At 60.3% G+C, this 20465-nt stretch carries 14 protein-coding genes; 12 read left to right on the top strand and 2 right to left on the bottom strand.

Translation table 11 applies throughout. The features are described from left to right. The first annotated feature begins 148 nt into the window (after window positions 1–148). The 8 genes from exbB (at window position 149) to exoR (ending at window position 11193) form a co-directional block, all read left to right on the top strand. Complete coding sequence (gene exbB, locus BC360_RS25585) at window positions 149–1252, top strand: tonB-system energizer ExbB (RefSeq protein WP_244512898.1); 1104 nt, start codon at window positions 149–151, stop codon at window positions 1250–1252. Window positions 1253–1255: 3 nt separating this feature from the next. Continuing rightward, the gene (gene exbD / locus BC360_RS25580; RefSeq protein ID WP_065781192.1) at window positions 1256–1681 is read left to right on the top strand and encodes a TonB system transport protein ExbD; all 426 of its coding nucleotides are present in this window, start codon (window positions 1256–1258) and stop codon (window positions 1679–1681) included. A 240-nt stretch (window positions 1682–1921) separates the two neighbouring features. Beyond that, the gene (locus BC360_RS25575) at window positions 1922–2587 is read left to right on the top strand and encodes a protein-L-isoaspartate O-methyltransferase family protein (protein ID WP_065781305.1); all 666 of its coding nucleotides are present in this window, start codon (window positions 1922–1924) and stop codon (window positions 2585–2587) included. 287 nt (window positions 2588–2874) lie between these two features. Then, window positions 2875–4245, top strand: coding sequence for an outer membrane channel protein TolC (gene tolC, locus BC360_RS25570; RefSeq protein WP_065781191.1), 1371 nt, complete (start codon window positions 2875–2877; stop codon window positions 4243–4245). Window positions 4246–4429: 184 nt separating this feature from the next. Further along, window positions 4430–5260 carry a PopZ family protein gene (locus tag BC360_RS25565; protein ID WP_065797316.1) on the top strand — a complete coding sequence of 277 codons (831 nt, stop codon included), beginning with the start codon at window positions 4430–4432 and terminating at the stop codon, window positions 5258–5260. A gap of 121 nt (window positions 5261–5381) precedes the next feature. Next, window positions 5382–8222: a valine--tRNA ligase gene (locus BC360_RS25560; protein WP_065797314.1), complete on the top strand. Its 2841-nt coding sequence runs from the start codon at window positions 5382–5384 to the stop codon at window positions 8220–8222. A gap of 452 nt (window positions 8223–8674) precedes the next feature. Further along, on the top strand, window positions 8675–9931 hold the full coding sequence (locus BC360_RS25555; protein ID WP_065797312.1) for an OmpP1/FadL family transporter: 1257 nt from the start codon (window positions 8675–8677) through the stop codon (window positions 9929–9931). A 455-nt stretch (window positions 9932–10386) separates the two neighbouring features. Continuing rightward, a complete protein-coding gene (gene exoR / locus BC360_RS25550; protein WP_053247312.1) occupies window positions 10387–11193 on the top strand; it encodes an exopolysaccharide production regulator ExoR in 807 nt (268 codons plus the stop codon). A 28-nt stretch (window positions 11194–11221) separates the two neighbouring features. Here the strand turns inward: exoR and xth are convergent, their stop codons facing one another. Beyond that, window positions 11222–12016, bottom strand: a complete 795-nt coding sequence (gene xth / locus BC360_RS25545; protein ID WP_065781187.1) for an exodeoxyribonuclease III — start codon at window positions 12014–12016, stop codon at window positions 11222–11224. Between the two features lie 205 nt (window positions 12017–12221). On the opposite strand from xth, the gene BC360_RS25540 reads away from it, so the two are divergent. Continuing rightward, a complete protein-coding gene (locus BC360_RS25540) occupies window positions 12222–13685 on the top strand; it encodes a phospholipase D-like domain-containing protein (RefSeq protein ID WP_065781186.1) in 1464 nt (487 codons plus the stop codon). Between the two features lie 30 nt (window positions 13686–13715). Here BC360_RS25540 and erpA read toward each other — a convergent pair whose 3' ends face one another. Continuing rightward, window positions 13716–14048 (bottom strand): iron-sulfur cluster insertion protein ErpA, encoded by a 333-nt coding sequence (erpA, locus tag BC360_RS25535; RefSeq protein WP_065781185.1) that lies wholly within the window; start codon window positions 14046–14048, stop codon window positions 13716–13718. A gap of 214 nt (window positions 14049–14262) precedes the next feature. Between erpA and BC360_RS25530 the strand changes: the two genes are divergently transcribed. From BC360_RS25530 to BC360_RS25520, 3 genes are all read left to right on the top strand, one after another. Next, complete coding sequence (locus BC360_RS25530) at window positions 14263–15480, top strand: deoxyguanosinetriphosphate triphosphohydrolase (RefSeq protein ID WP_065781184.1); 1218 nt, start codon at window positions 14263–14265, stop codon at window positions 15478–15480. Between the two features lie 95 nt (window positions 15481–15575). Continuing rightward, window positions 15576–17336: an arginine--tRNA ligase gene (gene argS, locus BC360_RS25525; RefSeq protein WP_065781183.1), complete on the top strand. Its 1761-nt coding sequence runs from the start codon at window positions 15576–15578 to the stop codon at window positions 17334–17336. Window positions 17337–17399: 63 nt separating this feature from the next. Beyond that, window positions 17400–20324, top strand: coding sequence for an SPOR domain-containing protein (locus BC360_RS25520; protein ID WP_065797310.1), 2925 nt, complete (start codon window positions 17400–17402; stop codon window positions 20322–20324). Window positions 20325–20465 lie beyond the last annotated feature (141 nt).

The raw sequence follows: 20465 nt of genomic DNA, 5'->3' as shown, positions 1-20465 counted from the left end.
AATTATTCTTGATCTTTATACTCCACAAATCCTTGTGCTTCAGTCATGGTTTGTCGTAAAGAGCGACCAACGCACGTTGAGGTGGCTGAAATTCCGGCTGTCTTTGAATTTTTGTGATGGCGAAACGGACCAGTACGCGAGGAACAAGATGCCCAACCGAACCCGATCGAAGCTGAATTTGTTGGCGGCAGCGACATTGGTGCTGGCTTGTGGTGTTTCCTCGACGGTCGTCTTTGCCCAGACGACAACCGCAACCGAGACGATGGTCCCGGTGGTCACTCAGGTTCAAAACGTTGAACCGGCGGCAACGGCAGCGGCCAACGCCAATGGTGCCCCTCAGGGCGGCCAGCCCGCGACCGCTCAACCGGCCGCCGAAGGGCAACCGACTGCCGACGGTCTCGCGGCGACCGCGTCTGACGTCGGTGGACAAGCATCGCCGGCATCAACGGAGGCCCCGGTGGCAGAAGCCGCTGAAGCGACCTTGGAGGTTGCCGCCAACCCGGTCCTGCCGCACGACCTTTCACCGGTGGGCATGTTCCTTGCCGCCGACATGGTGGTGAAGGCGGTGATGATCGGGCTGGCGCTTGCCTCGGTCATCACCTGGGCGATTTTTGTGGTCAAGACGCTCGAACTTTTTGCCGCAAAGGCGCGCCTTAGCCGCGCCGTCCGTCAGCTCTCCGCCGCAAATGGACTGGCTGAGCTTAAGCCCACATTCGAGGATAGGTCGGGTCCTGCCGCGGAAATGGTTGCTGCTGCGATCGATGAGATGGTGCGTTCGGAGGCCGTGCTCGATCACGCGCCGGCCGCAGGTCTCAAGGAACGCGTCGCATCGCTGCTGACGCGCATCGAGGTTCGCGCTGGCAAGCGCATGACCAGCGGAACGGGCATCCTTGCCTCGATCGGTTCGGTTGGCCCGTTCGTCGGCCTGTTCGGAACCGTCTGGGGGATCATGAACTCCTTCATCGGTATCAGTAAGGCGCAGACGACCAATCTTGCCATCGTCGCTCCTGGTATTGCCGAAGCGCTGCTGGCGACCGCAATCGGTCTCGTTGCCGCTATTCCGGCAGTTATCATCTATAACTATTTTGCCCGCTCGGTGGGCGGCTACAAGGTGATCCTCGCCGACGCGGCAGCTGCGGTCGAACGGCTTGTCAGCCGCGACCTCGATCACCGCCTGGTCCGCAAGGCGCAACCTCGTCGCCAGGATGGCTTTGCCCATCCGGCGGAAGCGTCCATCGCAAGGATCGGGTGAGGCATGGCCGGCAAGGTTGGCGACAGCGGCGGCGATCTCGACGAAAACAGCGAGATCAACGTCACCCCTTTCATCGATGTCATGCTCGTATTGCTGATCATCTTCATGGTCGCTGCTCCGCTTGCGACGGTGGACATGAAGGTCGACCTGCCGCAATCGGTGTCCAAGCCGACGCCACGGGACGACAAGCCGGTCTTCGTGACGCTCAACGCCGATCTCGGTCTTGCGATTGGTAACGAGGAAACGGCCCGCGAAGAATTCGCGGCCGAGCTGCAGCGCCTGACAGAGGGCAACACCGAGACGCGCGTTCTGCTGCGTGCGGACAAGGCCGTCGACTACGGCGAGCTTATGACGGTCATGAACCTCATCCAGAGCGCCGGTTACACCAAGATCGCCCTCGTCGGGTTGGAAGGGGCGCCTGGCCGCTGACGCCAGCCGTTCTTTGTTCTTGCGGCAGGCGCCAGCGTTTGCCGCCCCTGTCGGGGCGCACAATCGCCGGTTCCGCCGTTTCTCGTTTCCTTTTTCCGCTGCAAGATGTTGCTGTCGCTTGAAACCGGCGGAGCGGCGATTTATGAGCTTATGCAAAGGCTCCGCATTGGCAGCCATAAGACGACTGCGCGGATCGCCGGGATATCGGTACCGCGCCCATCCGGACACGAGGGCAGTATGATGAATTTCGAAGCGGCGCGCACCAAGATGGTGGACAACCAGATCCGGACGACGGATGTCACGTCCCACGCCATCCTGTCCGCTTTCCTCTCCGTGCCGCGCGAAGAGTTCGTGCCTTCGCGCATGAAGGAACTTGCCTATATCGATACGGATATCGAGCTCGACGGTGCCAAGGACGCGGGCCCGCGGTACCTGATGGAGCCGTCGCCGCTCGCCAAGCTGCTGCAGCTCGCCGAAATCTCGAAGTCGGACGTCGTGCTGGAGATCGGCTGCGGCACCGGCTACGCCTCGGCGCTGCTTTCGCTGATTGCCGGTTCGGTCGTCGCGCTCGAATGCGATGCGGCGCTTGCCGCAACGGCGACGGAAACCTTGGCGCGGCTGGGGTATGACAACGCCGCTGTGGTCACGGGCGATCTTGGCAAGGGATATGCCGCCGAAGCGCCCTATGACGTCATCTTCGTTCATGGTTCCGTGGAGGTGCTTCCTGCCGCCTTGTTCGAGCAGTTGCGCGATGGCGGCAGGCTGATTGCCGTCGAAGGTTTCGGTAATGCTTCGCGTGCTAAGCTATATGTCCATGAGCATGGGAAGACGTCCGAAAGGGCGGACTTCAACACTGCGGTCAAGCCGCTTCCCGGCTTCCGCCGCGAGCGGACTTTTGTTTTTTGAGGTGCCACTTATTGAGGTATCTCAACATTTAATTGTGCTGCTAAAATAACAATGTTGCCAATTGGCAACGAACCACCTGTTTCTTTTTGAAATGACCGTGCGCAGTATCGGTGTACAGTTGTGATCATGCCGAATCCGGGTTTCAAAGGGTACTGAGGTAGTGATTTGCTCACCGGTGGGCGGTGTGAGCGCTTCATCGCCGTGTTTAGGGCGGCCCGGTTTCGACTTCGGAATGGTGCCGCAGGAAATAGTGGGCTGGCTTTGCCGCCCTGATCGGAGAGGGAAGTATGGTGTCGATTGTCCGCAAAGCAGCCTTTTGGGCTGCCGTCTCGACGAGTGTACTGCTTGCACCGCAGGCTGTGCTGGCGGAGACGATCTTCGGCGCAATGGCCAAAGCCTATGAGAATAACCCGGATCTGAACGCGGCGCGGGCTGGCCTTCGGGCAACCGACGAAGGGGTGCCGATCGCAAAGTCCGGGTTTCGCCCACAGGTTTCGGCGTTTGCAAACGGAACGCTTTCTAACGTCGACAACGAGGTTACCGGCAGTCGGGATTTTCATCAGGGGCAGATCGGAATCACCGTAACCCAGATGATTTTTGACGGCTTTCAGACGTTGAACAACGTTCGTGCCGCCGAATCGAATGTCTTTGCCAACCGCGAAGGGCTACGGGCAAACGAGATCCAGATTCTGCTGGCGGCAGCGACATCCTACGCCAACATCGCACGCGACCAGCAGATCGTTGCCATCCGCCGACAGAACATCGCCTTCTTGCAGGAGCAGCTGAACGCGTCGCAGGCCCGTCTTGACGTGGGTGAAGGCACCCGCACGGACGTAAGCCTTGCCGAGGCATCGCTTGCCAACGCGCAGTCGCTGCTGATCAGCGCCATCGCGCAGCTGAAGCAGAGCGAAGCGGTATATGTTCAGATCGTCGGCGTGGCGCCGAAGGGCATCAAGCAGCCGGGGCCGGCCACCAAGGGGCTTCCGCGTTCGCTCGATCAGGCCGTTGCCTTGGGATTGCGTCAGCACCCGACCATTCTTGCCGCCCAGTACAACGTCGATACCGCCGGCTACCAGGTGAAGTCCGCTGAAGGCACGATGCTGCCCGGCGTGACTATTCAGGGGCAGGTCGGGCGCACGACCGGCAACTCCGGTGACGGTATCGATAGCAACGCGTCGAGCCTCACGGCCCGCCTGACGGTGCCGATCTACCAGGGTGGTGCCGAATACGGCCAGATTCGTCGGGCCAAGGAGACCCTGGGACAGCAGCGCATCCTCGTCGATTCGCAGCGCGCCGCCGTTCAGCAGAACGTCGTGACCGCACACGCCCAACTTGAGGCGGCAGTTGCCCGAATCGGCGCCAACAAGACGCAGATCTCGGCCGCCAACATGGCTCTCGCCGGCGTCATCGAAGAGCGAAAGGTCGGCCAGCGCACCACGCTCGACGTGCTCGATTCGCAGCAGACCGTCCTGAATGCGCAGGAACAGTTGGCGATTGCCCAGCGTGATGCCGTCGTCGCAAGCTACGGCCTGCTCGCTGCCACCGCGACGCTGAGCGTCAAGAGCCAGGGCCTGCAGGTCGCCGAATACCGGGCCGAAGAGCACTACGAGGCGGTCAAAGACAAGTGGTTCGGTCTTCGAACCGTAGACGGCCGCTGATCAAGCAAAACGCCTCGGGAAACCGGGGCGTTTCTGCTTCTGCCGATCAAAACAAATCTGTGCAACAATCCAAGTGTCTGATTCGCGGCGTATGTTTCGTCCGTGAACTCACTTAAGGTTTGTTTGCAATCGGCACATGCGTCGTTTCGGGACACATGTTCGGCCGCGTCAAACGGGGATAGAAATGGCACAGCTCAATGTCGCGCGTGAACCTTCGATGGATGAGATTCTCGCATCCATTCGCAAGATCATCGAGAGCAATGAGCCGGGGCAGACCGATTTCTCCTCACAGGATCACTACGAGGACGACGGATCGGATGAGATCGAACTGACGATCGACAGCGAAATCGAAGCAGCCGCCTTCGGCAGGCGGGAAGAGCAGGCCGAGGCGCGCAAGCCCGCCACGCCTTCGCCGGAGATCGCGGTGGCCGTCATCCCTTCGGAGCCGCATTCAAGTATCGCGCAGCCTCCGCTTTCGCTGGCGGACGTTGCTGCCCGAGTAAGGGCAGCCTCCGAGCGTCACACCATGAGCTATGCTGCCAAAGAGCCGGTCAACGATGTGCCTTTGCGCAGCGTTCAGGATAGCCCGGTGATCACGTCGCGCATGGCGGCCGTTTCCGCACCACAGGCGCCGGCTGACCGTCTATCGATGGGTGCAGTACAGGAGCGCGCCAATCAGAGTTTGGCAGTCAAAGCCGCCGCAGCAGCGCCTGAGGTAGCAGAGCCGGCGCCCACGATCGTTTCTGCCGGACCCGTGGCTGTCATTGCCGACGAGCCTGCAGCCGAAAGACCCGCACCTGCGATTGTTTCGCCGGAGGTCAGCCGGCAAGTTGCGCAGTCCTTTGACAATCTTGCCCAGGCTGTCGACCTGAGCACGCGGCGGTCGTTCGACGAAATTGCCGAAGAGATGCTGCGTCCGATGCTTCAGGAATGGCTGGACGACAACCTGCCGACCTTGGTTGAGCGGCTCGTTCGCGAAGAGATAGAGCGCGTCGCGCGCGGTCCCCGGCGCTAGATCTGAACCTTTCCGATACAGGGGCCGCGGAACAGTCGCGGCCTTTTTGCGTTCGTGTTGACTTGCATCGGCCGTTCCGGTTTACAAGACACAGATATCAATCTCCAAAATTGGCTTCAAAATGCTTGATAAGACCTACGATTCCGCATCCGTCGACCCACGTATCGCCAAGAAGTGGGACGAAGAAAACGCGTTTCGTGCAGGTGCGGGAGCAAAGCCCGGCGCCGACAGCTTCTGCATCGTGATCCCGCCGCCGAACGTGACGGGCTCGCTGCACATGGGCCATGCGCTGAACAACACGCTGCAGGACGTGCTGGTGCGGTTCGAGCGCATGCGCGGCAAGGACGTGCTGTGGCAGCCGGGCATGGACCATGCCGGCATCGCCACGCAGATGGTCGTCGAGCGCAAGCTGATGGAGCAACAGCAGCACCGCCGTCAGATGGGCCGTGAGGCCTTCATCGAGAAGGTCTGGGAGTGGAAGGCTGAATCCGGCGGGTTGATCTTCAATCAGCTGAAGCGGCTCGGCGCATCCTGCGACTGGTCGCGCGAGCGCTTCACCATGGACGACGGTCTGTCGGAGGCCGTCCTTGAAGTGTTCGTCTCGCTCTACAAGGAGGGGCTGATCTACAAGGACAAGCGTCTGGTCAACTGGGACCCGAAGCTGCTGACGGCGATTTCCGATCTGGAGGTCGAGCAGCACGAAATCAACGGAAACCTGTGGTACCTGCGCTATCCGCTTGAGCCAGGTGTCACCTATCAGCATCCGGTCGCCTTCGACGAAGACGGCAAGGCAACGGAATGGGTGACGCGCAACTATCTGGTCGTTGCCACCACGCGACCGGAGACGATGCTTGGCGACAGCGGCATTGCCGTCAATCCGGAAGACGAGCGCTACAAGCCACTCATCGGCAAACACGTCATTCTGCCGATCGTCGGCCGACGCATCCCCGTCGTCGGTGACGACTATGCCGATCCGACGGCAGGAACGGGTGCCGTGAAGATCACGCCGGCGCACGACTTCAACGATTTCGACGTCGGCAAACGTGCCGGTCTCGCAGCGATCAACATCCTGACCATAGAAGGTCGGATCAACATCAAGGACAATGAGGAGTTCCTCGAGGGCCTCAGCGAACCAGCGGCTTTGCATGGCGCGTGGGACGAGCTTGAGGGCAAGGACCGCTTCGAGGCGCGCAGGATCATCGTTCGGATCTTCGAGGAAGCCGGCCTGCTCGACAAGATCGAGCCGCACAAGCACATGGTCCCGCACGGCGACCGAGGCGGCGTGCCGATCGAGCCGCGCCTGACCGAGCAATGGTATGTCGATGCCAAGACACTGGCGAAGCCGGCGATCGCATCGGTTAAGGAAGGCCGCACCAACTTCGTCCCGAAGAATTGGGAAAAGACCTATTACGAATGGATGGAGAACATCCAGCCCTGGTGCGTCTCGCGTCAGCTCTGGTGGGGACACCAGATTCCGGCCTGGTATGGCCCGGACGGACAGGTCTTTGTCGAGAAGACCGAGGAAGAGGCGCTGCACGCCGCGATCCAGCACTATCTGGCGCATGAGGGCCCGATGAAGGCCTATGTCGAGGACCTGCTTGAAAATTTCAAGCCGGGTGAAATCCTGACCCGCGACGAGGACGTGCTCGACACCTGGTTCTCGTCGGCACTCTGGCCGTTCTCGACGCTCGGCTGGCCGAACGAGACACCGGAACTCGAAAAGTACTATCAGACCGATGTCCTGGTCACCGGTTTCGACATCATCTTCTTCTGGGTTGCCAGGATGATGATGATGGGCCTGCATTTCATGAAGGATGCCGACGGCACCCCGGTCGAACCGTTCCACACCGTTTATGTCCATGCGCTCGTTCGCGACAAGAACGGGCAGAAGATGTCGAAGTCGAAGGGCAACGTCATCGACCCGTTGGAACTGATGGACGAATACGGTGCCGACGCGCTGCGCTTCACGCTGGCGATCATGGCCGCGCAGGGGCGCGACGTGAAGCTCGACACGGCTCGCATCGCCGGCTACCGCAATTTTGGGACGAAGCTCTGGAACGCCACGCGCTTCGCACAGATGAACGGCGTTACCAACAGTGACGGCTTCATTCCTGAGGCGTCGTCGCTGACGATCAATCGCTGGATCCTGACCGAGCTTTCCCGGACCATCCGCGACGTTACCGAAGCGCTCGAGGGTTTTCGCTTCAACGAAGCTGCCGGCAGCCTCTACCGGTTCGTCTGGAACCAGTTCTGCGACTGGTACCTGGAACTGCTGAAGCCGGTGTTCAGCGGCGAGGACGAGGCGGCCAAGCGCGAGTCCCAGGCCTGCGTTGCCTATGTTCTCGACGAAATCTACAAGCTGCTGCATCCGTTCATGCCGTTCATGACCGAAGAACTCTGGGATCAGACGGCGGGTGAGGGACGTGAGCGCTCTGGCCTGCTCTGCCACGCGGAATGGCCGTCCGCTTCCTATGCCGATGATGCTGCCGCCGACGAGATCAACTGGCTGATCGATCTGGTTTCGGGCATCCGTTCGGTCCGTTCGGAGATGAACGTCCCGCCAGCAGCCACCGCACCGCTCATCGTCGTTGCCGCCAACGCGCTCACGCGCGAACGCCTCGAGCGGCATGCCTCGGCCATCGGCCGCCTGGCACGCGTCGAGCATATCGATCATGCGGCGGTGGCGCCGCGCGGCAGCGCCCAGATCGTTATTGGCGAAGCCACGGCTTGCCTGCCGCTTGGCAACCTGATTGATCTCTCGGCCGAAAAGTCGCGTTTGGAAAAGGCGATCTCCAAGGTCGAAGTCGAGCGGGAGCGTATCCTCGGCAAGCTGGCCAACGAGAAGTTCGTCGCCAACGCGAAGCCGGAACTGGTTGACGCCGAACGCGAACGTCTCGTCGAACTGGATCTGCAAAAGGATTCACTCGGCGTCGCGTTGGCCCGGGTTGCAGAAGCCGGCTGAGTGCACCAAAGGCGTGATCTTATGTCATCCGCGGCGGCAGCGCCGCGGATTTCGCATTTTCTGATGAGGCGGCTGCGTTTGTCGCCAAGCCGATTCGGCATGCCAAGGCGGTGGCTTTCTGTCGAACCGACTTGGGAGTTCGAGCCTCGCTTTCAAACCCGAACCCGCCCTTTTTTGTGCAAAAACCGATGTTGTTGTTGTTGAGTAACACTTTCGGATTATATTGGAAAACTATCCTAATATTGGCGTCAAAATAGACGCTTCGCGCGAAATTCGTTCGATTTGGGTGGATTGTGTCCAAATGATGAGAATCTTACGTAAATTTGATGGCGCAGAGGAGCGCCGCACCCCTAGAAAGCGGCATTTGCGATTTCACGCGATCGTGAGATTAGTTTTCGCACAGGCGACGTGAGGTGGATTGTCGCAGATTGAAATGCAGGGGGAGGAGCTTGATGGCTCACAAGAATTTGAAGCGGAGCGTCCTGACGGTGGCGGCCGGAGTTCTGGTTGCATCGGCGGCGCACGCTGGCGGTCTCGAACGCGGCGGTTATAACATCGATCTGCTGTTCGACCCGTCCGACTATGCAGCGGAAGCGACGGCGACTTATGTCAACCCGCAGCGCGAACTGGACAATGTGCGGGATCCAATCGCAGCCGACGGTAACTTAAACAGCCGCCCCAATTCCGGTATTCGGGATACGGAGGGGTATTGGGTGCCTCGCATTGGATTCAAGGCTGGGCTCGGCGATAGCGTTGACTGCATGGCTGACTATTCACAGCCGTGGGGCGCGCACACCAATCCAGGCGCCAACTGGGCAGGCGCCAATGATAACATCGAGACGAAGATTGATAGCGACAACTATGCAGCGACCTGCTCCTACAAATGGGATGTGGGTCAAGGGCAATTTCGCGTCATCGGGGGTGTTTTCTACCAAGAGGTGAGCGGCTTCAAGGAGCGCCTGGTTCAACAGCTGCCGGGGGCGTTGGGCCTTTCGGGGGTCGGTCGACTTGATCTTGCCGGAAACGGATATGGCTGGCGCGCCGGCGTTGGCTATGAAATCCCCGAATATGCTGTTCGTGCGAGCTTGGTATACAATAGCGCCGTGGACCTGGGCGACGTGACCGGCACACTCGATCTGCGGCAGCTTCCGCCAATTGGCAGTCCGTTGGCTGGCCGGGTCACCGACGTTTACGGCACAGCGGATATGCCCGACTCCTTGGAGCTTAAGATTCAGTCTGGTGTTGCTCCGGGATGGGTCGTGTTTGGTTCGGTCAAGTGGGTGGATTGGAGCCAGCTCCAAATTCTGCCGTTCTGCCCGACTTCAACGCGGGGTCTTGCAGCATGCACACCAACCAGTCCCGTTGTCGCAACAACGCTCGACCTTCTGTACCGCGATGGCTGGACTGTCTCAGGCGGCGTCGGCCACAAGTTCAACGACCAATGGAGCGGCGCCGTCAGTCTGACTTGGGATCGCGGAACAAGCACGGGCTTGGGCACGCTGACCGATACATGGACGCTCGGAGCTGGCGTGTCATATGCCGCGAATGAGAACATCGAACTTAGGCTTAGTGGGGCGCTCGGCATCTTGACGAGCGGCTCGTCCGGGGTCGTTCGAAAAGACGGAATCGACTATGGTACGCGCGCTCAGTACGATTTCGGTAACGACTTGGTCAGCGCCATCTCGACATCTATCAAAGTAAAGTTCTGATCTTCGATCGATTGGAATACTCAGGCCCGGTTCATCGCCGGGCCTTTCTTTTTGCCTTATGCGACATCTGTTGGTGACTGTTCCGCGCCGCGCCAATGTGACGATTCAGCAACACATTTAATGCTAGAGTTTGCTAGGGTCGGACTCAAGGTGAGTATGTCCATTTCCCGCCACAAACAGGGAGCAGCGATGTTGGGGACAAACGTGCAACTTGAAGATCGAGCCTGCAATGTTTGTAACGAAATGAAGTCATGTGTCGTCTTGCATGAGCTGCCGCACTTCTGCGGAAATCGTTCGGTAAAGCTGCACACAATGGAGTTTCCTCCTGGACTGGGTGCGTCGATGTTCTCGGCGGTTTCGGTGAACAAGTGAATGGCAAAGGGCTATTCAGGCGTTTGTGTTTGCAGCGGTGATGAGTTCGGCGTGGCCGGCTGGAACGGAAGAATTAGACTGTGATGCTTGCGGGTGAACTGAAGTCTTTGAAGGTTGCGATGCTCGGCGTGTCGCTGATGGTCGGCGGTGCGACGGCTGGTCCGGCACGTGCCTTTGATCCAGGCGCCGGCGTCAGCAAGGAATCCGGTCCGTTTGCCTTGTTCAAGTTCGGCTTTTCCGCCTACAAGAGCGGCCGCAAGGACGAAGCGGTCGAAGCCTACCGCTATGCCGCCGAGAAGGGGCATACCGGCTCCCGTTGGGCACTCGCCAACATGTATGCCTATGGCGACGGTGTCGCCGAAAATGACCTCGAAGCCTTCAAGATCTACAGCGAGATTGCCCAGCAGGGTGTCGAACCCGGTTCCGAGGATACGGGCTACTTCGTCAACGCGCTGATCTCGCTTGCCGGCTACTATCGCCGCGGCATTCCCGACAGCCCGATCAAGTCCGACATGTCTCAGGCGCGCCAGCTCTACTTCCAGGCAGCATCGACCTTCGGCGTATCCGAAGCGCAGTTCCAGTTGGCGCGCATGTTGCTTTCCGGCGAGGGCGGCAACGTCAACGTTCAGCAGGCCAAGAAATGGCTGAACCGTGCACGCAAGAATGGTCATGCCGGCGCCATGGGTGTCTTCGGCAACGTCATTTTCCAGGAGGGCCAGACCATCCGTGGCCTTGCCTATATGACCGCCGCGCTCGATCAATGTTTGCCGAAGGATCGGCCATGGCTGCAGTCGATGCAGGAACAGGCATTTTCTCTGGCGACCGAAGACGATCGCCGCAAGGCGATCACGTTGTCGCAGAATATGCACACTCAGGGCGACGAAGACTAAGCGTCGCCCCCGGCGGTCAACCTTCGCTTCAAAGCGGACGGTCGAACGCGAAGTAACCCGCGACCGGCACGTGGTCGGAAGGTTTCTCCCAAGCCCGCACATGTTTTTCGATCGACGTTGAAACCAGTCTGTCTGCCGCTTCCGGCGACAGCATCAGGTGATCGATCCGTATCCCGAAATTCTTCGGCCAACATCCAGCCTGATAATCCCAGAATGAGTAGAGCGGAACGTCATCCGTGGTCGAGCGAACGGCATCGGTGAGGCCGAGGTTGCGCAGATGGCGGAAAGCCTGACGCGTCTCGGGCAGGAACAGTGCATCGTTTTGCCAGACCTTGATGTCCCAGCAGTCGTGTTCCTCGGGGATGACGTTGTAGTCGCCAGCAAGAATAAACGGCTCTTCAAGCTGCAGGCGCTGCTCGGCATAGGCGGACAGGCGTGCCATCCAGCGCAGCTTGTAGGGATATTTTTCGCTATCGACCGGGTTGCCATTGGGCAGGTAGAGCGAGCAGACGCGGATGACGCCGCCGGAAACGGAAAATACGCCTTCGATAAAGCGGGCTTGCTCATCGGCATCGTCGCCCGGCAGCCCACGATTGACTTCGTCCGGTTTCAGCTTGGAAAGCAACGCAACGCCGTTGAAGCCCTTCTGGCCGTGCGTCTCGACGTGATAGCCGAGCGCTTCTATCTCAAGGCGCGGGAAGTTTTCGTCGACCGACTTGATCTCTTGCAGGCAGACGATGTCCGGATTCGACTCCTTCAGCCATGAAAGCAGGCTGTCGATTCGCGCCTTGACGCCATTGATGTTCCAGGTGGCAATCTTCATGGCTCGAAATGCCCTTCCATGTCAGTGAACCCTCTCGGACTGCTCCTTGTAACGGCTCCGGATTCTTTTGACAAATCCGATACCTGCGGTCTTTCCACCGGGAAAGGCGCCATACATCAATAGCGCGCGGCGCTTTTCATTCACTTGCCGTATGCGGGCATGTCCATGAATTGATTCCCACCCACTGAAAGCTATAGTCCCGCACATGATCGACCTCATCCAGAACTATTGGCCGCATTTTCTCGTCGTCCTGTCTTTCGTTTTGGGCGTGCCGGCGGCGATCCATGCCGCCATGACCAAGGACGATGTTCGGGCCGCGGCCGGCTGGGTCGGCGTCGTGCTGCTGTCACCGATTGTTGGCGCGCTCGTCTACGGTGTCGCCGGCATCAACCGCATCCGACGTTCGTCCATCGGCATGCAGCGTTCGCTGTTGAGCGGACGCGGGCCGGACCAATTCGGGCGCTTCGATGTGTCCGATGCAGAGATCGGCGCACGCTTCGGCCAGCGGTTCGCGGCGATGAAGATCCTCGGTGACCGGGTGTCGCAACATGCGATGTCGACAGGCAACCGCATAACCATACTTGAGGGCGGGGACGCGGCCTATGCCGCCATGCTGCACGAGATCGCCAATGCGCGCCGCAGCATCCTGCTTGAAAGTTATATCTTCGACCGAGACGCACTCGGCTTGCGCTTCGCCGATGCATTGATTGCGGCGCGAGGGCGAGGGGTCGAGGTGCGGGTGCTGATCGATGCGGTGGGCGCACGTTATTCCGTGCCGAGCATCGTCGGCTATCTCAAGGCCGCCAGCGTGCCCACGGCCGTCTTTAATGGCAACATCATCATCGGGCTCAGATTGCCCTATGCCAATTTGCGCACGCACAGAAAGATCCTGGTCGTCGATGGCAAGGTCGCCTTTGCCGGCGGCATGAACATCCGCGCCGGTTTCACCACCGAAATTGCTGGTCCCGAAGCCGCCTATGACACCCATTTCCGCATCACCGGACCCGTCGTTGCCGATATCTTCCAGGTTTCGGCCGAGGATTGGCAGTTTTCAACCGGCGAACTTCTGGCAAGTGACACCTGGACGATCGAGCCGACTTCGCCGCCGGCAAAGGCGCCGGGCATTTTGATGCGTGCGGTGCCATCGGGGCCTGATAAAACGAACGAAACCAATCACAAGATGCTGATGGGTGCGTTCTCCGTGGCACGGAAGAACATCCGGCTGATGTCGCCCTACTTCCTTCCCGACCGGGAGTTGATCAGCGCGCTCGTGACGGCCGCCCGCCGCGGCGTCGAGGTGGATATCGTCGTGCCTGCGGTCAACAATCTGCTGCTGGTCGACCGTGCCATGGCGGCGCAGTTTGATCAGGTGCTGAAGGGGCATTGTCGCGTCTGGCGTGCAAAGGGTGCCTTCAATCACTCCAAGCTGCTCGCCGTTGACGAGCGCTGGGCCTATGTCGGCTCGACGAACCTCGATCCGCGGTCGCTGCGTCTCAACTTCGAATTCGATCTCGAAGTGCTCGATGACGTCTTTGCGCGCAGCGTCAACGGCGGCATCGCTGCGATCATCGAGACGGCGGAAGAGGTGACCCTGAAGGATTTGAATGCCCAGCCTTTGGCTGCGCGCCTGGCGAACCGTCTGCTCTGGCTGGGATCACCATATCTCTAGCAATGAGCGGTTGGAAATGCGCGCGCGCAGTCAGATGGAAAAACTCGTTCCGCATCCGCAGCTTGCGACAGCATTCGGATTCCTTATCTGAAATGACTGGCCGAGCAGGTTGTCGATGAAGTCAATCTCCGAGCCACCCATATAGACGAGCGACAGGCTGTCGATCAGGACTTTGGCGTTGTCCTTTTCGAGCACGAAGTCATCGTCGTTCGTGTCGTCGACCAGATCGAACTTATAGGAGAAGCCCGAACAACCGCCGCCTTCTACGGAAACCCGCATGGCATTCTTATGCCCGTCCGAGCGCAGAATGGTGGCGATCCGCTTGGCCGCCGCGTCGGAAAGTGTCACTGTTTCCTGTGTCATATTTGCCTCCTGCCGGGGTCAAGAACCGGAGAGATTCGTCTTCATTGCGCGATTTACAATCGGCCGGTGCTGGCATGTCTTTCAATGCCGAGCGCCAAGCCATTGCTTTGGCTTAAGGAATCGGTCGATGTTTGGTCGCCGCTTTCCCGTAGCTTTCACTATAGGTATGAAGGCTTGAATGTCCCGTCAATGGGACGACACAGGCAGGTGTGAAATGACATTCGACAAAAAAGCGCTCGGCTTCGGTTACGGCGAACATGCGCCATTCGCGTCGAATCCCTGGGCGACGCGCGGCAGGCTATATCCGGAAGCGACAAGCCCGACGCGGTCCGACTTTCAGCGTGACCGCGACCGCATCGTCCACACGACCGCCTTCCGTCGGCTGAAGCACAAGACGCAGGTCTTCATCGCCGCCGACGGTGACCACTATCGCACCCGCCTGACCCACACGATCGAAGTGGCCCAGATTGCGCGCGCACTGGCGCGGGCGCTGAAGCTTGACGAGGATCTCGCCGAAGGCGTCGCGCTCGTCCATGATTTCGGGCACACGCCATTTGGTCATACGGGCGAGGACGCGCTACATGACATGCTCAAGCCCTATGGCGGCTTCGATCACAACGCGCAGTCGTTGCGTATCGTCACCAAGCTCGAGCGACGCTACGCAGAGTTCGACGGACTGAACCTCACCTGGGAAAGCCTGGAGGGACTGGTCAAGCACAACGGGCCGCTCTTGACAGTTGACGGGCAGGGCGCGCACGGTCCGGTGCCGCAGCCGATCCTGGATTATTGCGCCATTCATGACCTCGAGCTTGCGAGCTTCGCGAGCCTGGAGGCGCAGGTGGCGGCGATCGCCGATGACATCGCCTATAACACCCATGACATCGATGACGGCCTGAGATCCGGCTACCTGACGTTCGAGATGCTTGAAGACGTACCGTTCCTCGCCCGTCTGATGCGAGAGGTCGGCGATCGTTACCCCGGTCTGGAGGCCAGCCGGTTCACCCATGAAATCATGCGGCGCCAGATCACGGCGATGGTCGAGGACGTGATTTCGGTCGCACAAACGCGCCTCAAGAAGGCTCGGCCCGAAAGTGCCATGGATGTCAGGCAGGCGGGGAAGGTCATGGCGACATTCTCGCAAGAGATGGGTGAGACCGACAAGCAGATCAAAAGACTGCTGATGACACGGATCTATCGTCATCCCGAGGTGATGCGCGTGCGTGAGGGCGCTGCATCGATCGTCTGCGATCTCTATCGCGCCTTCATGGCCGACCCCTTGCTGATGCGCGAACACTACTGGATCGACCAGATCCCTGGTATGGCCGAGCCAGCGCGGGCGCGCCATGTCGGGGACTACCTGGCCGGGATGACGGATACCTTCGCCATCAGTGTCCACCGGCGTTTGTTTGACCATACGCCCGATTTGCGGTAGGGACGCCGCGCCCGGAGGCTTTTGGTTCACCCGAACCGAGCCTCCTTTTGAGTTTTGCACCGACCATATTCTGTCGGGAAAAGCGGACGGATCAGATGAATCTCTTCACGGACTTCGAATCAAGAATTAAGGATATTCTCGAAACGCTTGATGTCGTTCGAGAAAAGCGATCCGAGCTTGACTTCGGCCGTATCAATGTCGAGCCGCCGCGCGACGCCAGCCATGGCGATGTCGCAACCAATGCCGCGATGGTGCTTGCCAAACCGTTGGGGATGAATCCGCGCGCGCTTGCCGATCTGATCGTCGAAAAGCTCAGGCAGGACCCTGAGGTCACCGATGTTTCCGTTGCCGGTCCCGGCTTCATCAATGTGCGCCTTTCGGTTTCCTACTGGCAGAAGCTGTTGACCGCGGTGGTTCGCTCCGGAGCCGACTATGGCCGCAGCACGACCGGTGCCGGCCGCAAGGTCAACGTCGAATATGTGTCGGCCAACCCGACCGGGCCGATGCATGTCGGCCATTGCCGCGGTGCTGTCGTCGGTGACGCGCTTGCGAACCTGCTGGCCTTTGCCGGCTATGAGGTGACCAAGGAGTATTACATCAACGACGCCGGTTCGCAGATCGATGTGTTGGCGCGTTCGGCCTTTCTTCGTTATCGGCAGGCGCTCGGCGAAGAGATCGGCGAGATCCCGCCGGGCCTCTATCCCGGCGACTATCTCGTGCCCGTCGGCGAGGCGCTGGCCGACGAATTCGGCACGAGCCTGCGGTTGATGCCCGAGGACAAGTGGATGCCGCTCGTCAAGGAGCGCACCATCGACGCGATGATGGCCATGATCCGCGAGGATCTTGCCGCCCTGAACGTCACCCACGATGTTTTCTTCTCGGAGCGGACGCTGCATGCCAATGGCGCTGCCAAGATCCGCACCGCGATCAACGATCTGACCTTCAAGGGCCATGTCTACAAGGGCACGTTGCCGCCGCCGAAGGGGCAACTGCCGGAGGATTGGGAAGATCGGGAGCAGACGCTGTTCCGCTCGACCGAGGTCGGCGACGACATCGATCGGCCGCTGATCAAGTCGGATGGAAGTTATACCTACTTCGCTGCCGACGTTGCTTACTTCAAGGACAAGTTCGACCGCGGCTTCGACGAGATGATCTATGTGCTTGGCGCCGATCATGGCGGTTATGTCAAGCGGCTCGAGGCGCTGGCGCGCGCGGTGTCCGGCGGCGCGTCGAAGCTGACGGTGCTGCTTTGCCAGCTGGTCAAGCTCTACCGTGAGGGTGAGCCGGTCAAGATGTCCAAGCGTTCCGGTGATTTCGTGACTCTGCGCGACGTCGTCGACGAAGTCGGACGCGACCCGGTGCGGTTCATGATGATCTACCGGAAGAACTCCGAGCCGTTGGATTTCGATTTTGCCAAGGTGACAGAACAGTCCAAGGATAACCCTGTCTTCTACGTCCAGTACGCGCATGCGCGTTGCCGGTCTGTCTTCCGTCAGGCGGCGGACGCTTTCCCCGGCCTCGACCTGGCTTCCGTCGATCTTGCCGGTGCAATCAACGGCGCGATCGTCGATCCGGCGGAGCTGCAGCTGGTCGCCAAGCTCGCAGAATATCCGCGCGTCGTCGAGGCTGCGGCACTGGCGCAGGAGCCCCATCGCATCGCGTTTTACCTGTACGATCTTGCCGCTGCCTTCCATGGACACTGGAACAAAGGTAAAGAGAATCCGGAATTACGTTTTGTTAACGATAAAAATAGAGAATTAAGTACTGCCAGACTCGGGCTGGTGCATGCTGTCGCTTCCGTACTGAAGTCGGGCCTGTCCATTACAGGCACCTCCGCACCGGAAGAAATGCGATAAGTATTGTCACCATTTTCCCACAATGCACTGGCAAGTGAATGCAGGCAATTGTGAGTGGAGAGCATGGCAGACAAACAATTCGCACGAAGCGGGCCGGCTGAATTCGATGTATTGGCAGACGATGATCCGTTGGCCGAACTCGCCCGGATCGTCGGCTACGATGCCCGGCCGGCTGTCCAGCAGTTGCAGGAATTGCAACGCCACCAGGAGGCTGTCCGGCAAGATCCGGCATTCGATCTCGAGGAAGAGATTCTTCGAGAGTTCGATACCTATGACGCGCCGCGCGCAGCAAATGTTCAGCCGGACAACAGCCCGGTTGAGCATGCTGCCGTGCCCGCGGAAGAGGTTCAGCAGGTCGAGCCCGTGCTCGAATTTGCGCCAGCCGAGTTCGCTGTCGCCGAATCGGCGCCGGTCGAGGACGCACCGGTAGTCGAGCCGGCATACGAGCCTGCCGCGTTCGCGGAGCCGTGGGCAGACGCCGCTATTGCCGCAGAACAGGTCGAACGCGGCCCGGTCGAAGTTGTCGCGTTTCCTGAAACGGCTCCGGTTGCCGACCCCGCAGGATATGAGGTGGCTCCCGACGCAGGCGAGCCGGCCTTCGATCTTGAGCGCGAACTCGAGCTGTCGCTTGGCGAGGCCGAGCTTTCTCCGGTAGCCGAATTTGCTGTGGCCGAGCCGCAGGGCGCGGCACCTGAAGAGTGGCACGCACCGGTCGAGGAAATTTCATTCGACGTTTCCGATTTCGCCGATGAGCTGATGGCTGTGCCGGCTGCGCTGTCTGTCGAGCCGGCCTTCGAAGTGGCTCCGGCTGCCGAGGGCAGCAACGCCTACGCGTCGGACAACGCTTACTCGTATGAACCGGCCGTGATCGAACAGGCTGCTCCAGTTGCGGCAGACCCTGCAACCGATAATGCCGTCGATCAGCTTCTTGCCGATATCGAGCGGTTCCCGGTGCCGGCTGCGACGGGATTGGTTGCCGCCGCAGTTCACGCTCATCCCGCCGTCCATGCGCGAGCTGAGCCGATCGCGACTGGAGCCGCTCCGGTCAAGAAGAGCCCGTATCCCTTCACTCCGACGTTCAGCCGCGCCACACCGGTTGCTTCGCCTTCGGGTGTCGGCCAGCAGCGCGCCTTTGCCGGTCCGATCGTCTCGTCGATCCCTGCGGCTGCGGCACCTGCAGTTGCTGCACCAGTGGCCGCAGTGGTTGCTCCGCAGGCTGCCCGCCCGACCGTTGAACCTGAGAACGAGCCGAGCTTCGACATCGAGAACTTCGAAATGGAGCTCTCGGATGTGGCAATGGAGCTGGAGCTTCCGGAGTTCGACGCTTCTGAGGATGTCGTGGCTGCCGTGCAGCAGCCGACGTTGCCAGTTGTTGAACAGGCGCCGATCCAGCGCGAAGAATCCTTCGTAACGCCGTTGGTTGCAGCAGCGCCCATGGAAATCGAAGGGCCGCCGGTTGAAAGCGCTCTGCCCTTCGATCCGTCGATGATCGCCGAAGCCGATTCCGGCGTTGCACCGATCGCCGATATGGATGTGCCGCAACTGCCGGTCATCGAGACAGAAAAGCCGGTCGCTTATCCTGCCGACTACGATCTCGATATCGACGCGGAAATGGCCCAGCTCTTCGGCACGCCTGCACTCTCCGTGAGGGAGACACAGGCTCGGCCCGTCGAGACTCGCGAACCTGCGCGCTCCGCGCCGGCCGCCAAGCCGGCCGCATCGTTTGGCGCAGCCCCGATGGATGATTTCGACGAGTTCGAGAAGGCGATGGAAGAAGACTTCCGCCGCTCGATGGTTGAACGCCAGAACGCGCCGCGCGAATCGGAGCGCGTGCAGCCCATGTCCGGCCAGGCCGACGCGGGTGTTTATAACGAATACGGCTCCGGTCGCCGCTCGCAGCGCATGATGCTGCTGGCCGCAAGCGTCGCGGGCGTCATCATTCTTGGCGGTGCAGGCGTCTATGCATGGATGGGTGGCAGCGATGCCGTCTCGTCTGGAGAGGGTCCGAAGATCATTCTCGCCGACAAGTCCCCGGTCAAGGTCGTGCCAGAGGAAAAGGGCGGCAAGACCGTGCCGAACCAGGACAAGGCCGTCTATGACCGCGTCGCCGGCGCGCAGGGCACCGGCCCTCGCCAGGAGGCTCTGGTCTCCTCGACAGAGGAGCCGATGGACGTCGTGCAGCGGACGCTGACGCCGGAAAACCTGCCTGATGACGGCAGCGATGAAGCCGAAGCGCTGATGACGCCTTCCGCTGAAGCTGACGATCAGTCTGCGCGCCTGATGCCGAATGATGGCACGGCTGCGCCGGCTGATCAGGAAGAGGACAAGACTCCCGCGGTCGCACCGCGGAAGGTACGCACGATGATCGTCAAGCCGGATGGCACGCTCGTCGCTCGCGAAGAGCCGGTTGAGGTCCCGGCGACGGAAGTCGCTGGTAATGCTCAGCCGGTTCCGGCAACGGCTTCGGGTCAGGCGACCGCGTCGGGCATCGAGGGCCAGGCGACAGCCACGGGCGCCGGGTCCGAGCTTCGCGCGGCCGGCCAGGCATCAACCGGTGCCGATCAGGTCGCTCTTGCAGCCGCAAGCAGCGCTACCGTCGATGCCGCTGGCGATCAGGCGCCACTGCCGCAGACACGTCCGGCCGCAAAGCCCGTCAACGTGGCTGCGACCGACACGGCCGAGACCCAGCCTGCGGCTAACGCTGCAGCGGATACCCAGCAGGTTTCGACGGCTTCCGTGCCGGCTGGGACCTACTTCATCCAGGTGGCATCGCTGCCCTCAGAGGCCGAAGCGCAGAAGTCCTACAACAGCCTTTCCAACAAGTTCGGGAGTCTCATCGGCGGTCGCGGCGTGGATATCCGCAAGGCGGAGATCGCGGGTAAGGGCACGTACTATCGTGTCCGCATCCCGGCCGGATCGCGCGAAGAGGCCAATGCACTTTGCTCGCGCTACAAGGGTGCCGGCGGCAGCTGCCTCGTGACCAAGTAGTCACCACGACGAATATTATCCTCGGAAGGGCGCGGCAGAGATGCCGCGCCCTTCCATGTTTCAGTGTTACTGCATAATTCCTTAAATCGGAATCGATTTAAGGAGAAAATTATGCAGCAAATTTAAGGCGTTACAGCGTCC

This window comes from Ensifer sp. LC163, from assembly GCF_001695855.1.
Taxonomy (GTDB): domain Bacteria; phylum Pseudomonadota; class Alphaproteobacteria; order Rhizobiales; family Rhizobiaceae; genus Ensifer.
Note: the sequence above shows the minus strand (reverse complement) of the source record. Positions and strands in the feature narration are given on the sequence as shown.

What these genes read in the sequence shown, in the direction of transcription:
- BC360_RS25540 (WP_065781186.1), top strand. Translation starts at nt 12,222, where the DNA reads ATGATCGACCTCATCCAGAACTATTGGCCGCATTTTCTCGTCGTCCTG.
- exoR (WP_053247312.1), top strand. Translation starts at nt 10,387, where the DNA reads ATGCTTGCGGGTGAACTGAAGTCTTTGAAGGTTGCGATGCTCGGCGTG.
- BC360_RS25575 (WP_065781305.1), top strand. Translation starts at nt 1,922, where the DNA reads ATGAATTTCGAAGCGGCGCGCACCAAGATGGTGGACAACCAGATCCGG.
- erpA (WP_065781185.1), bottom strand. Translation starts at nt 14,048, where the DNA reads ATGACACAGGAAACAGTGACACTTTCCGACGCGGCGGCCAAGCGGATC.
- tolC (WP_065781191.1), top strand. Translation starts at nt 2,875, where the DNA reads ATGGTGTCGATTGTCCGCAAAGCAGCCTTTTGGGCTGCCGTCTCGACG.
- argS (WP_065781183.1), top strand. Translation starts at nt 15,576, where the DNA reads ATGAATCTCTTCACGGACTTCGAATCAAGAATTAAGGATATTCTCGAA.
- BC360_RS25520 (WP_065797310.1), top strand. Translation starts at nt 17,400, where the DNA reads ATGGCAGACAAACAATTCGCACGAAGCGGGCCGGCTGAATTCGATGTA.
- exbD (WP_065781192.1), top strand. Translation starts at nt 1,256, where the DNA reads ATGGCCGGCAAGGTTGGCGACAGCGGCGGCGATCTCGACGAAAACAGC.
- BC360_RS25530 (WP_065781184.1), top strand. Translation starts at nt 14,263, where the DNA reads ATGACATTCGACAAAAAAGCGCTCGGCTTCGGTTACGGCGAACATGCG.
- xth (WP_065781187.1), bottom strand. Translation starts at nt 12,016, where the DNA reads ATGAAGATTGCCACCTGGAACATCAATGGCGTCAAGGCGCGAATCGAC.
- exbB (WP_244512898.1), top strand. Translation starts at nt 149, where the DNA reads ATGCCCAACCGAACCCGATCGAAGCTGAATTTGTTGGCGGCAGCGACA.
- BC360_RS25555 (WP_065797312.1), top strand. Translation starts at nt 8,675, where the DNA reads ATGGCTCACAAGAATTTGAAGCGGAGCGTCCTGACGGTGGCGGCCGGA.
- BC360_RS25560 (WP_065797314.1), top strand. Translation starts at nt 5,382, where the DNA reads ATGCTTGATAAGACCTACGATTCCGCATCCGTCGACCCACGTATCGCC.
- BC360_RS25565 (WP_065797316.1), top strand. Translation starts at nt 4,430, where the DNA reads ATGGCACAGCTCAATGTCGCGCGTGAACCTTCGATGGATGAGATTCTC.